We start from the raw sequence: 13,365 nt of genomic DNA, 5'->3' as shown, positions 1-13,365 counted from the left end.
GAAATTTTTAGAAAGCATGATATGAAAACTTTTTCTGACGATAATTTTGAGACATTAAAAGCTGGGACGCGAGATTTACTTGCAGCCATTGGTGATGATCCCGCGCGCGACGGATTGCTTGAGACGCCAGACCGTGTTGCTAAGGCCTATGCGGAGATTTTCGCCTCGACTGGTCAGACGCATTTTGACAATTATAAACTTTTTCCGACAGATCAAGACACGGATATGGTGGTTGTGAGCGGGATTCCTTTTTACTCTATGTGTGAACACCATTTGCTGCCATTTAAGGGTCGTGTGAGCGTGGGTTATGTGCCTGACGGAGAAATCATCGGACTGAGTAAGATTCCGCGGCTGGTTGACTGGGCAGCACGCAGGCCAAGTGTGCAGGAAAATCTAACGGCGCTTATCTCGTCAGAGCTTGAGCGCATCACGCATCCGAAAGGCGTGGCGGTATTGGTTGAGGCAGAGCACATGTGCATGGAGATGCGTGGCATCAATCAACCTGGGACGATCACACGGACAAGCCTTTACAAAGGCAGTCTGAAAACAGATGCCTTGCTGCGCCAGGAGTTTAGTCTGCGAGGTAGCCTCAAATGACGCTACCCAAACGGATCATATTTGCATCAAATAATTCAGCTAAAACAGCTGATCTGGCAAGTTTTTTCGAGCTATACGGCCTTGAGCTGATCAATTATCGTGAGGTACTCGCACCACAAACATTTCCAGATGAGACGACAGATGATCAAGTCAAAAATGCTACGGTTAAAGCGGCGTTTATCCATGATTTGTTGCCAGATGACTATGTGCTGGCTGATGATTCTGGGATGTTTTTGCAGGCTTTTTCTGATCGATTTGGCTTAGAGACAGCGCGTGAATTCCAGGCGCTGGGTCTCAAAACAACCGCCGAGGAAAATCAATATGTCCTAGATTTGTATGCAGATAATGCGACCATATCAGATCGTAGCGCCTACATGTCGGCTGTATTGGTTCTGATGACGCCTGGTAATGCACGTGTTCTGACAGTAGAAGGCCATGGTGGCAGTATGATTTCTGATGGTATTCGTGGGACGTTTGGTCAAGGCTTAGATGAGATTTTTGTCACAGAAACGGGCAAGACATTTGCCGAGTTGACTGTGGTTGAACAGCTTAACTATCAGCATCGTGGTCGGGCAGTCAAGAAACTTATTGCCAAGCTACAAGATGACGACATCGTCTGGCAGGCCAATGGTCACGAGTTGACGCAGGAAACAGGCATTATCTACGGGATTTTAAACGTGAGTCCGGAGTCATTTTACAATGGTGAATTGGTCGGCGGTCTTGCTGAGTCATTGGCCCAAGCCACGCAACAATTGGCTGACGGCGCAGATGTTGTCGAGGTTGGCGGTCAGACCACGCGTCCAGGTTTTACGCCACTTACGGTTGAAGATGAGATTGCGCGCATTGTACCCGTGATCGCAGGTATCAAAAAAGTGCATCCCTATGCTGTGGTTGCCGTTGATACTTATAAATATGAGGTCATGGTTGCAGCGATTGCAGCAGGTGCTGACATCATTAACGACGTCAACGGATTTACAGATGATGCCCGAAAACTCGAGCTGATGGCAAAGACGCAAGTGGGTTTGCTGACCATGTTCAATCCTCGCGAAACGGAGCTTAGCCCGGATATTAGTCAAGAGATGATTACTTGGTTTCAGGAAAATCTAGCAAGTCTTGAAGCAGCGGGAGTTGCACGAGAACGGATTGCACTTGATCCTGGGGTTGGTTACTCGAAAAACTCAGACGTCAGACAGGACCTAGCCATGATGAATACCGTGGGCAATCTGACACCTTTTAAGCGACCAATCATGACTGCTGTCGCAAACAAGGGCTGGGGGAAATTCTTATTTGACCTGCCAAAAGAAGCACGTGCAGACCTGTCGCTTGTCGCTGCAACTGAGATGTATCGGCGCGGTGCGAAAATATTACGCGTGCACGATGTCAAATCTGCCCGTCAGATGACAAGCTTTGTTGAAATTTTGAAACATGCGAGATGAGATAAAAAGAGGTCAGATGCTTATCTGATCTCTTTTCTTATTTGAGCGTCCATCCACCGTCTATTTTGACGATTTGACCGTGCATATAGCTTGCCTTGCCTGAGGCTAGAAACCCTGTCAATTCAGCGACTTCTGATGGTTCAGCCCATCTGCCAACTGGTGTTTCACTAGCGACCCAGTCGGCCATTTTGCCGCCGTTTTCATCAAAATCTTTTTGATTCATCGACGTTTTGACGGCGCCTGGTGCGATGCCGAAAATTTGAACGCCATCTTGAGCATAGTCAAGCGCTAATTGGCGGGTGAATCCAGCAAGGGCGTGCTTCGACGTTGTGTAGGCAGCACCGCCACCGCCAGCCACGAAGCTTGCAATTGAGCACATATTGATGAGAACGCCTGATTTTTCTGCAATCATCTGTGGCAAAAAATGACGCGTGATCTGAATGACAGACAAGAGATTGGTAGACCATATCGCTGAAAACTCAGCCTCTGACGTCTCAAGTAAAGGCTTGTAGTCGTCTAAAACGCCAGCTGTATTACAGATGATGTCAAAGTGCCTAGGTAATCGTGCGAAAAGAGCCGTCAGATCACCTGTCAGATCTGCCTTGACAAATGAAAAGTCAAGATGGCCGATATTTTTGGGTGTATTTTGATCGACGCCCCAAACCAGATCGCCATTTTCAAGAAAATACTGAGCTTGTGCCTGACCAATGCCTGAAGCACAGCCTGTTACGAGTACCTTTCTTGCAGCAACGGCTTTTTTAGCGGGTCGCAGTAGTTGTCCAAGTTGCTTTAGTTTAGGTGAACTCAAAATCAGTCAACCTCACGCCAGTCATTTGCGAGAACATCGCACGGCGTTGGGCTCCACATAGAGTAGCCTTCTCCTTCGCCGTCAACATTGATCAAAAAATACGGCGTCACGTCAAGCGTCTCACCAGAGTCAAGTGTGATTGTGTTATAGAGCTTGACGAAATTTTCAGCACCGCCCCAGCCTTCAGTTCTGACGGCTTTACCACCGTTTTTAAGTATCGGTAAGATTTGTTCAAAATTCATATCTCTATTATAGCAGATTTTTGGTATAATAGAGATAATACTAACTTCTAAAGTGAGATATCTATGATAAACTTATATTTGTCACCATCTTGTACGTCTTGCCGCAAGGCGCGTGCATGGCTTGATGGGCACGATGTTGCCTACAAAGAACATAATATATTGACGCAACCTCTGACGGCTGATGATTTGAAAATGATCTTGTCGCAGACTGAAAATGGCACTGAGGACATTATTTCGACGCGCAGCAAGGTTTTCCAAAAACTGAACGTGGATGTAGATGAGCTCACGACAAATCAATTGATTGCCTTGATTTCTGAGCATCCAAGTCTTTTGAGACGCCCGCTCATCGTTGATGACAAACGGCTGCAAATCGGCTTTAACGAAGATGAAATCCGTGCTTTTTTGCCGCGTTCATACCGTCAAGCAGAGTTGCGTGACGTCATGAGTGCCGAGGTCTAAGATGACAAACAATAGCAATCAGAGCTACCAATATCCACTGGATCTAACTTGGACGGGCGAGGAGATGGCAGCGGTCATCTCTTTTTTCAATCAAGTTGAGGCATTTTACGAGGCTAAGGTCTCAAAACAAGCTTTTTTAGCGGCTTATCAAGCCTTCAAAGTTGTCGTGCCGTCAAAGATGCAGGAAAAACAGCTAGACCGGGACTTTGAAAAATCATCAGGCTATTCATCTTACCGCGCCTTGCAGGAGGTAAAAAAGAGTGAGCGAGATTTCATTAAAGTTAAAGCTTGAACTTGCCAAAAAATTAGTCCGGGAGGCGGGTGATTTTTTGCTGGCACATCTGACTGATACGGTCGAAATCACTGAAAAGTCACGATTTGATGACTTAGTAACAAATCTGGATAAGGCAGTGCAGATGCAGGTGATTGCAGGGATTCGTGCAGCCTATCCAGATGACTATTTTTTGGCGGAAGAAGATGCAGATAGTGACAATAGTTCTGACGTCAAACATGATATCTTAGACGGCAATGTCTGGGTGCTAGATCCAATTGACGGCACGACGAATTTTATCGTGCAACGCGATGATTTTGCGGTCATGCTGGCCTATTATGAAAACGGCATCGGTAAAATCGGCGTGATTTTGGACGTCATCAGAGGGAATCTCTACTGGGGTGACGGGCAAAAAAGCTATAAAAATGACCGTCAGATCAGTTTGGTGCAAAAGCCCTTGCGAGAAAGTTTGCTCGGTGTGAACACTTACATGTACCGAACCAATGTAGGAGGATTGCTTGATTTGAGCTTTGACACGCTGGGCGTGCGGGCAGTCGGAAGTGCTGGTATCGACTATGTGCATATTCTTGACGGTAAAATCTGGGGATATTTCAGTAATCTATCGCCCTGGGACTATGCGGCAGGTAGTGTGCTTTTAGCGCCTTTTGACTTTGTAACCGTGCAGTTGGACGGCAGTCCGCTTGACTTTAAAGGTCGTCAGATGATGATGAGTGTACCTAAAAATCAACTAGCAATAATTGCTGACTATCAAGCTAAGTCAAACGAAAAAAAGAAATGAGTAAAATATGCAAAAATCACGGCTAGAAGGCTTTTCTGACGGTTTTTTTTCTATCATCATTACGATTATGGTGCTGGAAATCAAGACGCCACCAACAGGCAATTGGTCAGAAATCGCAAATTCTGACTTTTTACAGACAATTTTCGCCTATATCATCAGCTTTTTCTTGGTGACAAGTTTTTGGATTAGTCATCATCAGATTGTTACAAATCTCAAAAAAGTTGACTCAAACTTTAGCTGGCTCAATAATTTTGCCCTACTGCCGATTTCTTTTGTGCCATTTACAACTGCTTGGGTGGATCAAGATCCGGGTTCTCAGGCGCCTGCCATTCTGTATATCGGTGTTTATTTGCTGACGGTTTTGGCACTTTACTTTCTATCAAAAGCTGCGGTCAAAGACGGTCAGCGTGAAAATGTCATTAGTCAAAAGCTCAATCGCCTGCGCTGTTGGCTAGTAGTCGTTCTACTAATCGGTGCTGTGATTGCGCTACTACTACCACAAATTGCGACATTACTTGTTTTGGGCTGTAGCATTCTTTGGTTCATAATCGAGAGACAAACACGAAAAAAATAAATGTGATATAATTTGATAAGGGTTTTAACCTCTCATAAAAAGACAGGAAAGTACAGAAAAACGAAATGGATAAAATAATTATCAAAGGTGGCAAAACGCGCCTGAACGGTCAAGTTGAAATCGAAGGTGCCAAAAACGCAGTTTTGCCCTTGCTTGCAGCGACAATCTTACCCGAAGAAGGCGAAACAGTGCTGCAAAATGTGCCGATTTTGAGTGATGTCTACACGATGAATGCTGTCGTTAAGCACCTCAATATTCCTTTGACATTTGACGAAAGCGAAAAAAAAGTGACGACACAAGCAACAAAAGACGTCGCCATTGAAGCACCTTATGAATATGTCAGCCAGATGCGTGCTTCCATCGTTGTTTTGGGCCCAATACTCGCTCGAAATGGCCATGCGCGTGTGTCTATGCCGGGCGGTTGTACCATTGGGTCACGCCCGATTGACTTACATATCCGCGGTTTGCAAGCTCTGGGTGCTGATATCACGCAAAATGGTGGTTTTATCGAAGCCAAGGCTGATGAACTCCACGGTGCTCACTTTTACATGGATTTTCCGTCAGTTGGTGCCACACAAAATATCATGATGGCGGCAACTCTTGCAAAAGGTACGACGACCCTGGAAAATGCGGCGCGTGAACCTGAAATTGTTGACCTTGCAAACTTGCTCAATAAAATGGGAGCGAATGTTAAGGGTGCAGGGACTGATACTATCATCATCAAAGGTGTCGAAAAAATGCACGGTGCTAGTCATAATGTTGTTCAAGATCGTATCGAAGCGGGCACTTTTATGGTGGCAGCAGCGATGACGCAAGGTAACGTTCTGATCTTAGACGCAGTGCGTGAACATAACCGTCCTTTGCTCTCAAAACTTTCAGAAATGGGTGTTGACGTCATTCAAGAAGAAGACGGCATCCGTATTATTGGCCCTGAAACTCTGAAACCTGTCAATGTAAAAACCTTGCCACATCCAGGCTTTCCAACGGATATGCAAGCGCAGATGACTGCTGCTCAGGCTGTTGCTAAGGGCGAGTCGACTATGATTGAAACGGTTTTTGAAAATCGCTTTCAGCATTTAGAAGAAATGCGTCGGATGGGCTTGTTAGTTGATATTTCCAGAAATACAGCTATTATTCAAGGCGGGACTGGCTTTACAGGTGCTGAGGTTCGCTCGACTGACCTGCGTGCGAGTGCAGCTCTGATCTTGCTTGGCATGGTGGCTGATGGCGTGACGACAGTAGGCAATCTCAAACATCTGGACCGCGGCTACTACAAATTCCACGAAAAATTGGCTAGCCTTGGTGCTGACATTGAACGAACTGGTGGAGAATCTGCGCATGTTTAAGCGAAGTATCAAATTTTTCGGCCTGCGAATTTCGCTGATTGTGCTGGTTCTGATTTTGTTTGCGATTGCGATTATACTTGGCTTGATGCTGGGGTATGGTGGTCTTGGCGGAAAAAATCCTGTCAGCATCTTTAAACCGAGCGTCTGGCATGATTTTTTTAGCAAGCTAAACGCCAAATAATGTAGATAAATCCTTGTTTTTTAGGCGTTTTTATGCTAAAATGAACAAGTTGAAATAAAATTCATATAATTAGGAGACATACAAATGACTGCAAGTTTTGAAAAAACTGGTGTAAATAACGGGACTTTGGACTTTACAATTGGCCAAGACCTGATCAAAAAAGGTCTTGATACAGCTTTTAACAAAGTAAAAAAAGACTTGAACGTGCCTGGCTTCCGTAAAGGGAAAGTATCACGTACTGTTTTCAATAAAATGTATGGTGAAGAAGCGCTCTACGAAGAAGCTTTGAACGCTGTCTTGTCAGAAAGCTACGAAGCAGCTGTTGCTGAAAGCGGTATTGATCCAGTTGCGCAACCAAAAATTGACGTTAAATCAATGAATAAGGGCGAAGACTGGGAAATCTCTGCTGAAGTAATCGTGAAACCTGAAGTTAAACTTGGCGATTACAAAAACCTTGAAGTATCAGTTGATGTGACTAAAGACGTGACGGATGCTGATGTTGATGCTAAAATCGAAGCAGCACAAAAAAATCTTGCTGAGCTTGTTATCAAAGAAGATGCTGCTGAAAACGGTGATACTGTCGTAATCGACTTTGAAGGTAAAATCGATGGCGTAGCATTTGACGGCGGAACTGCTCAAAACCACAGTCTTGAACTTGGTTCAGGATCATTTATCCCAGGTTTTGAAGAGCAACTTGTTGGACACAAAGCTGGGGAAACTGTTGAGGTCAAAGTCATCTTCCCTGAAGATTACCAAGCTGAAGAATTGCGTTTGAAAGAAGCAAGTTTCACAACAACAATCCACGAAGTGAAAGCAAAAGAAGTGCCTGAACTTGACGATGAACTTGCAAAAGACATCGATGAAGAAGTTGAAACTTTGGCTGAACTCAAAGAAAAATATAAAGCACAATTGGCTGAAGAAAAAGAAGCACAATACACAGATGCTGTTGAAACTGCAGCTATCGAACTTGCTGTTTCAAACGCTGAAATCGTTGAATTGCCGGGCGAAATGGTTCATGAAGAAGTACACCGTGCCATGAACGAATTCCTTGGTAACATGCAACAACAAGGGATTTCTCCAGAAATGTACTTCCAACTGACTGGTACAACTGAAGAACAACTCCACGCACAATACGAACAAGACGCTGACAAACGTGTTCGCACGAACTTGGTGATCGAAGCTGTTGCTGCTGCTGAAAACTTTGAAACTAGTCAAGACGAAATCGACACTGAAATCGCTGACTTGGCTGCAACTTATGATATGCCTAAAGAACAAGTTGAAAAACTCTTGCCTGCTGATATGTTGAAACACGACATCGCGGCTAAAAAAGCAGTTGAAGTCATCACATCTACTGCTGTTGTCAAATAATCACACTAGGAGTAACTTTATAAATCGAGTAGGACAAGTGTCCTGCTCTTTTTTTGTCCCAAATGGTGCTGTTTTGACGTGTTTTCAGCAAATAGTTTCAATTTTTTCAAGCTTGTGAGCAGAAAATTTCACATACTCACAAAGTTTTGATATAATCAATTTATCGTTCGTTTACAGATGTAAACGTTGAAGAAAAATAAAACTAAAAAAATAGAAATGAGACAAATCATGACCATTTTAGACAAAGTAAACAGCCCTGCAGACATCAAAACACTTCCATCTGCCGAACTTAACGAGCTTGCAAGTGATGTACGTGCAGCTATTATTCACCGTGATAGCCAAGTTGGTGGTCACTTGGGACCAAACTTGGGTGTTGTTGAGATGACAATCGCCCTTCACAAAGTGTTTAACTCGCCGACGGACAAACTGATCTGGGACGTTAGCCACCAAAGCTACCCACATAAAATCTTGACAGGTCGTAAAGCTTTCTTTACGGATTCAGATAAGCTTGGTGGTACAACGGGTTATACGGATCCAAAAGAAAATGAGCATGATTTTATCCGTGTTGGTCATACATCAACGTCAGTAGCTACGGCTGTAGGTTACGCAAAAGCACGTGATTTACAAGGTAAGCAAGAAAATATTATTGCCATCATCGGAGACGGTGCGCTCTCTGGTGGTCTTGCATTTGAAGGCCTTGATGGTGCTGGTGATTTCAAAAACAACTTGATTGTTATCTTAAACGATAATGAATGGGCGATTGATGAGAACCATGGTGGTATGTATCGTCATCTGGCTGCGCTTCGTGAGTCGAACGGGACGCTTGAAAATAACTTGTTTAAATCATTTGGTCTTGACTATAAATATCTTGATGCTGGTAATGACATCGAAAAATTGACTGAACTTTTTGAGTCTGTCAAAGACATTGATCATCCGATCGTGCTCCATATTCATACGAAAAAAGGGAATGGTTACCAACCAGCCATTGAAAATCCAGTTGTTTTGCACCAAATGTTTGGACCATTTAACCCTGAAACTGGGGAATATTTGGATCAAACTGCACCAGGTCGTGCTTATGATGACGTGATTGGTGAGTTTATGGAAGATAAACTTGCAAGTGGTGACAAGCTGGTCGCGATTACGGCCGCGATTCCAATGTTCTTTGGCTTGATGGGATTTGCGCAAAAGCATCCTGAGAACTACATTGACGGCGGAATTGCTGAACAATACACTGTGACGCTTGGTGGTGCGATTGCAAAAGCTGGCACGCGCGCCTTTATCTTCCAATACGCAACGTTTTTGCAACGTGCCTATGACCAGCTCAATCATGACCTTGCGCTCAATGAAGAGCCTGCAATTGTGATTGTGAAAGGCGGCATGATCGGTGGTAATAACGATACGCACCAAGGCAGCTTTGTCAACTCAATCACGTCAAATATTCCAAATATCATTGACCTTGCACCTGCAAGTGAAGCAGATCTGAAAGCCATGCTTAACTGGGCTTACAATCAACATGAACATCCAGTCATCATCCATTTGTCAGAACGAGGTTTTGAGACGCGTCCGACGCGCGTGACTAACTTTAGTCAACCAAGCTATGAACTTGTCAAATCTGGTGAGGGTGTTGCGATTCTTGGGCTGGGCGGCATGCTTACGACTGCTGAGGCTGCAGCTGATGAGCTTGCAAAAGTTGGTGTGAATGCGACAGTTGTTAATCCGCACTCTATCAATCAAGTGGATACGGCTGTGCTTGATAAACTCGCTGAAACGCATAGCGTCTTTGTCACACTGGAAGATGGTGCGGTAGATGGTGGCTTTGGTCAAAAAGTGGCTAGCTACCTGTCTCAAAAAGGTGTGAAAGTCCTTGTGAAAGGTGCAGATACCATTTTCATCGATAATACGCCACAAGACGAGTTATTTACGACATTCCGCTTGACGCCAGCGCTTATCGCTGAAGATGTCAAGGCAGCTTTCGAGCAACCAGAGGCTCGTGGCTTCATCAAAAAACTTTTTTCAAAATAATCTGATCTAAAAACTGTCCTGACTGCTTTGCAATGTCAGAGCAGTTTTTTTTGTTGGTTAATGTCGGTTTAATTTTCAGATTTCTGTTGTTATTATGAGGCCGTTGTGTCGTATTTTGCAAAATTTCTTGTTATTATATGGCGTAGTTTTAGTATAAATCAGGTATATTTTCAAAATAGTTTGTTATCTGAAATCGTTTTCAGATTATTTTTATTTTTATTTAAGCTTTATATATCTATAAAAATAATAAGAATTGTTTTCATCATAGAGATGCTTTAATAATCTGTATAGACCAATAAAAATGCGGATATAGGCTTGTAACAAGGTGCTTAAAATGTTATGATTATGTTGAAGAAGTTAAATTGTTCTAAAAATAGGCACAATTACAGGTAAAGATTCTAATAATACAATCATGAAGGGGTAATCATGTTACGAAGTGAATTAAAACAAATTAAGAATGCAAAATCGGATCTGGCGCACACACATTTTCGATCATGGAAAAAAGGGAAATCGTGGTTGTATGCGAGTACGATCATGGCTGTACTTGCGGGTGGTGCTGTTTTGTCTCAGGAAATTCCTGAAGCTTTGAGAGTCATCTTAGCTGACGATCTTGACACGGACCAGGAGCCTCAGGTTGCCGTCGCAAATTCGATCGACACAGTAACTGATACTGGTAATCACACAATTGCAACAAACGGAAATGCTAATTTTACTGTAAGTGGAACAGCTTCAAAAACAAATTCTACTTGGGTAACGCTTGTTCCTAATTCACAAACTTCAGTTGGTGCGGCATCATTTAATCAAATGATTGATATGAAATCATCATTTTCATTAACTAGTGGTTTGAAAACTGATGCTGGAAATGGCCTTCTTGATAGTGGAAATGCTGGTGACTCGCTTGGTTATGTACTTGCCCCAATTGATCCAAATAAAATTGGCACTTCAGGTGCATCAAATGCTGGACTCGGTGTTCAAGGAATTGCCAACGCAATGTTTATTGGTCGTGATCTTTATTACAACAGCGATTCTGGTGACAGCAATGTTGGTAAAAATACAACCAACAATAATATGGATCAAATTGCATTTCGTGGAACTGATGCAAGTGGTAATTTAACTACGCCAATTTCTCCAACTAAAGATGCCAGAAACACTGCTGGTTGGTCCACATCAATTTCTTGGGTTCCTTCAACTATTAACACAGATGGAACAGTTACTGGCACTTTAACTTATATAGATAACGGCACAACTATTTCAACAACTTATACATCAAGTGCTGATATGTCTTTGGCAGTTATTGCTTCAACTGGTGGCAATACGTCAAATCTTTCAGCAAATATCGGTGATTTGAAAATGAATCTTGCGACTGAGCCTGTCACGGTCAACTACCTTAAGGCAACTGGTGAGGCAATTAGAACCGCAACGACATTGACTGCAAATGTTGGGGATTCGATCGGGATTACAGGTGTGTCACCAAATGCTGCAAGTGACACGTATAGCTACAATGCGCCAAGTTTTGAAGGCTATCACTTGACAGCGGCTAACGACCTTTTGGTCAGCTCGACCATGGCAAATGACATGACGTTGACTTATACGCCAGATTATCAGGCGACGCTGATCACGTATAACACGCTGAACAGCAAGGGTGAGATTGTCTCAAGTCGGACGGAGACGGTGGCGGGCGTAACGGATCAGACTTTTTCAGTTGATACGCCGCTACAATCAGGTTATAGTGCGGACGTCGCAAACGTTTCAGGGACTTTTGATAATACATCAAATGGCAGCGCTAACACTGACAGTGCACCACAGACCTATACGGTCAACTACACGCCACAGGTACAAACGCAGGTGGTCAACTACGCCTTTCCAGCTGGGCATGATTTGACAGACGAGTTGCTTGATGCTGAAAAAGGCGCATCAGGCTATACCAACGAGGCGTTTCCAGCGATTTCTGTACGCCAGATTGCCGGGTTTACGTCCTATGTCAATGGTGTGGCTGCAACTGAAGTAGCAGCTGGAACTTTTGATACGACAGATAACACGAACGACCCGACGCAAGATAGCAGTCCGCAAGTCTATAACGTGACTTATCAGGCCAATCCTGCTAAAGTGACGGTGAAGATTTTTGATGATCTGACGGGTCAGTATGTCAGTGAAAATGCTGGGACGCTCACGCTTGATGAAAATGGTCAGCCACTTGTAACTGGTGGTGTTTGGGAGGTGACAGATGCGGCTGCGCTTGCTTTCGTCAATGATTCGCGTTACGTGATTACGGGTGTTGATGGGCAAACTGGGGTGGCTGACGATATATCTGATGATACGAGTGTGTCTCAGGATGTCATCATCCATGTGACGCATAACACGCATGTTGCGCGTGACACGGCTAATGTGACTTATACCGTAGACTATACGCTGGGAGGTGTCCAAACGGGTACGCCTCCGACTTATCAGGCTGTTGCTGTGATTACTCGGACGTTTTACGTGGATGAGGTGACGGGTCTTGAGGTGTCAAGCGACTACGTGCGCTATGCGCTTGACGGGGATGCAAGCAAGCACCCTGTGGCCCCGAGTTTTGCGTCGGACTCGGACAAAATCGCGGTGGATCCGGAAACCGGGTTGATCACGGCGGAGGCAGTCACAAGTCCGAAAGGGCCGACTGGCTGGGTGACGGACACGGTGATTTCTGGCAATAACTCGACGACCTACACTAAGGGTGATGTGGCACTTTCTGACACGGTCGACTATCACGCGGACTATGAGTCGTTTGCAGACTCGGAGTCGCTGTTTGTGTCTGATGAGTTGTTTGATTCGGAATCTGATGAGTTGAGTGATTCAATTGCGGATTTTGAGTCGGAGGTGGCTAGTGATTCTGATGAGGACTCGGAATCTGATGAATCAAGCGATTCCGATGAGGATTCAGGCTCATTCGAAGATAGCGATTCATCAGAAGACAGTGACTCGTCGGAAGATAGTGATTCGTTAGAAGACAGTGACTCGTTAGAAGACAGTGATTCGTTAGAAGACAGTGATTCGTTAGAAGACAGTGATTCGTTAGAAGACTCGGACTCATCCGAAGATAGCAATTCATCAGAAGACTCGGACTCATCCGAAGATAGTGATTCGTCAGAAGACAGCGATTCGTCAGAAGACAGTGACTCGTCAGAAGACAGTGACTCGTCAGAAGACAGTGACTCGTCAGAAGACAGTGACTCGTCAGAAGACAGTGACTCGTCAGAAGACAGTGACTCGTCAGAAGACAGTGACT

The 13,365-nt window shown here is 44.3% G+C and carries 13 protein-coding genes; 11 read left to right on the top strand and 2 right to left on the bottom strand.

The genetic code is table 11. The annotated features are described in order from the left end of the window. Positions 1-21: 21 nt before the first annotated feature. Both folE and folP read left to right on the top strand, forming a co-directional pair. The gene (folE, locus tag Hs20B_RS04775) at positions 22-597 is read left to right on the top strand and encodes a GTP cyclohydrolase I FolE (protein WP_172356137.1); all 576 of its coding nucleotides are present in this window, start codon (positions 22-24) and stop codon (positions 595-597) included. Beyond that, positions 594-2,033, top strand: coding sequence for a dihydropteroate synthase (gene folP / locus Hs20B_RS04770; RefSeq protein WP_228407488.1), 1,440 nt, complete (start codon positions 594-596; stop codon positions 2,031-2,033). Before folE ends, folP begins: the two co-directional genes overlap by 4 nt. A 37-nt stretch (positions 2,034-2,070) precedes the next feature. On the opposite strand, the gene Hs20B_RS04765 is transcribed toward folP, so the two are convergent. Continuing rightward, complete coding sequence (locus Hs20B_RS04765; RefSeq protein WP_172356359.1) at positions 2,071-2,805, bottom strand: 3-oxoacyl-ACP reductase; 735 nt, start codon at positions 2,803-2,805, stop codon at positions 2,071-2,073. 38 nt (positions 2,806-2,843) lie between these two features. After that, positions 2,844-3,083 (bottom strand): DUF2829 domain-containing protein, encoded by a 240-nt coding sequence (locus tag Hs20B_RS04760; RefSeq protein WP_172356135.1) that lies wholly within the window; start codon positions 3,081-3,083, stop codon positions 2,844-2,846. A 63-nt stretch (positions 3,084-3,146) separates the two neighbouring features. Here Hs20B_RS04760 and spx point away from each other — a divergent pair, with 63 nt between their 5' ends. From spx to Hs20B_RS04715, 9 genes are all read left to right on the top strand, one after another. Further along, positions 3,147-3,542, top strand: a complete 396-nt coding sequence (gene spx, locus Hs20B_RS04755) for a transcriptional regulator Spx (RefSeq protein WP_172356133.1) — start codon at positions 3,147-3,149, stop codon at positions 3,540-3,542. 1 nt (position 3,543) lies between these two features. Further along, complete coding sequence (locus Hs20B_RS04750) at positions 3,544-3,834, top strand: UPF0223 family protein (RefSeq protein WP_172356131.1); 291 nt, start codon at positions 3,544-3,546, stop codon at positions 3,832-3,834. Then, entirely contained in the window at positions 3,803-4,612 is an 810-nt protein-coding gene (locus tag Hs20B_RS04745; protein ID WP_228407486.1) for an inositol monophosphatase family protein, read from the top strand. The genes Hs20B_RS04750 and Hs20B_RS04745 overlap by 32 nt, the downstream gene beginning before the upstream one ends. Before the next feature lie 7 nt (positions 4,613-4,619). Further along, positions 4,620-5,186 carry a TMEM175 family protein gene (locus Hs20B_RS04740; protein ID WP_172356129.1) on the top strand — a complete coding sequence of 189 codons (567 nt, stop codon included), beginning with the start codon at positions 4,620-4,622 and terminating at the stop codon, positions 5,184-5,186. Between the two features lie 65 nt (positions 5,187-5,251). Next, positions 5,252-6,532, top strand: coding sequence for a UDP-N-acetylglucosamine 1-carboxyvinyltransferase (gene murA / locus Hs20B_RS04735; RefSeq protein WP_172356127.1), 1,281 nt, complete (start codon positions 5,252-5,254; stop codon positions 6,530-6,532). Then, a complete protein-coding gene (locus Hs20B_RS04730) occupies positions 6,525-6,713 on the top strand; it encodes a DNA-directed RNA polymerase subunit beta (RefSeq protein WP_172356125.1) in 189 nt (62 codons plus the stop codon). Before murA ends, Hs20B_RS04730 begins: the two co-directional genes overlap by 8 nt. Before the next feature lie 84 nt (positions 6,714-6,797). Then, a complete protein-coding gene (tig, locus tag Hs20B_RS04725) occupies positions 6,798-8,081 on the top strand; it encodes a trigger factor (RefSeq protein WP_172356123.1) in 1,284 nt (427 codons plus the stop codon). A gap of 228 nt (positions 8,082-8,309) precedes the next feature. Beyond that, on the top strand, positions 8,310-10,103 hold the full coding sequence (locus Hs20B_RS04720) for a 1-deoxy-D-xylulose-5-phosphate synthase (RefSeq protein WP_172356122.1): 1,794 nt from the start codon (positions 8,310-8,312) through the stop codon (positions 10,101-10,103). A 426-nt stretch (positions 10,104-10,529) separates the two neighbouring features. Then, the coding region (locus Hs20B_RS04715; RefSeq protein ID WP_172356120.1) for a KxYKxGKxW signal peptide domain-containing protein at positions 10,530-13,365 on the top strand (2,836 nt) is incomplete at its 3' end.

Source organism: Pseudolactococcus insecticola (assembly GCF_011170065.1).
In the GTDB taxonomy this organism is placed as follows: domain Bacteria; phylum Bacillota; class Bacilli; order Lactobacillales; family Streptococcaceae; genus Pseudolactococcus; species Pseudolactococcus insecticola.
This window is presented reverse-complemented; position numbering and strand designations above follow the sequence as displayed.

What these genes read in the sequence shown, in the direction of transcription:
- tig (WP_172356123.1), top strand. Translation starts at nt 6,798, where the DNA reads ATGACTGCAAGTTTTGAAAAAACTGGTGTAAATAACGGGACTTTGGAC.
- folP (WP_228407488.1), top strand. Translation starts at nt 594, where the DNA reads ATGACGCTACCCAAACGGATCATATTTGCATCAAATAATTCAGCTAAA.
- Hs20B_RS04740 (WP_172356129.1), top strand. Translation starts at nt 4,620, where the DNA reads ATGCAAAAATCACGGCTAGAAGGCTTTTCTGACGGTTTTTTTTCTATC.
- Hs20B_RS04760 (WP_172356135.1), bottom strand. Translation starts at nt 3,083, where the DNA reads ATGAATTTTGAACAAATCTTACCGATACTTAAAAACGGTGGTAAAGCC.
- Hs20B_RS04730 (WP_172356125.1), top strand. Translation starts at nt 6,525, where the DNA reads ATGTTTAAGCGAAGTATCAAATTTTTCGGCCTGCGAATTTCGCTGATT.
- Hs20B_RS04720 (WP_172356122.1), top strand. Translation starts at nt 8,310, where the DNA reads ATGACCATTTTAGACAAAGTAAACAGCCCTGCAGACATCAAAACACTT.
- murA (WP_172356127.1), top strand. Translation starts at nt 5,252, where the DNA reads ATGGATAAAATAATTATCAAAGGTGGCAAAACGCGCCTGAACGGTCAA.
- spx (WP_172356133.1), top strand. Translation starts at nt 3,147, where the DNA reads ATGATAAACTTATATTTGTCACCATCTTGTACGTCTTGCCGCAAGGCG.
- folE (WP_172356137.1), top strand. Translation starts at nt 22, where the DNA reads ATGAAAACTTTTTCTGACGATAATTTTGAGACATTAAAAGCTGGGACG.
- Hs20B_RS04750 (WP_172356131.1), top strand. Translation starts at nt 3,544, where the DNA reads ATGACAAACAATAGCAATCAGAGCTACCAATATCCACTGGATCTAACT.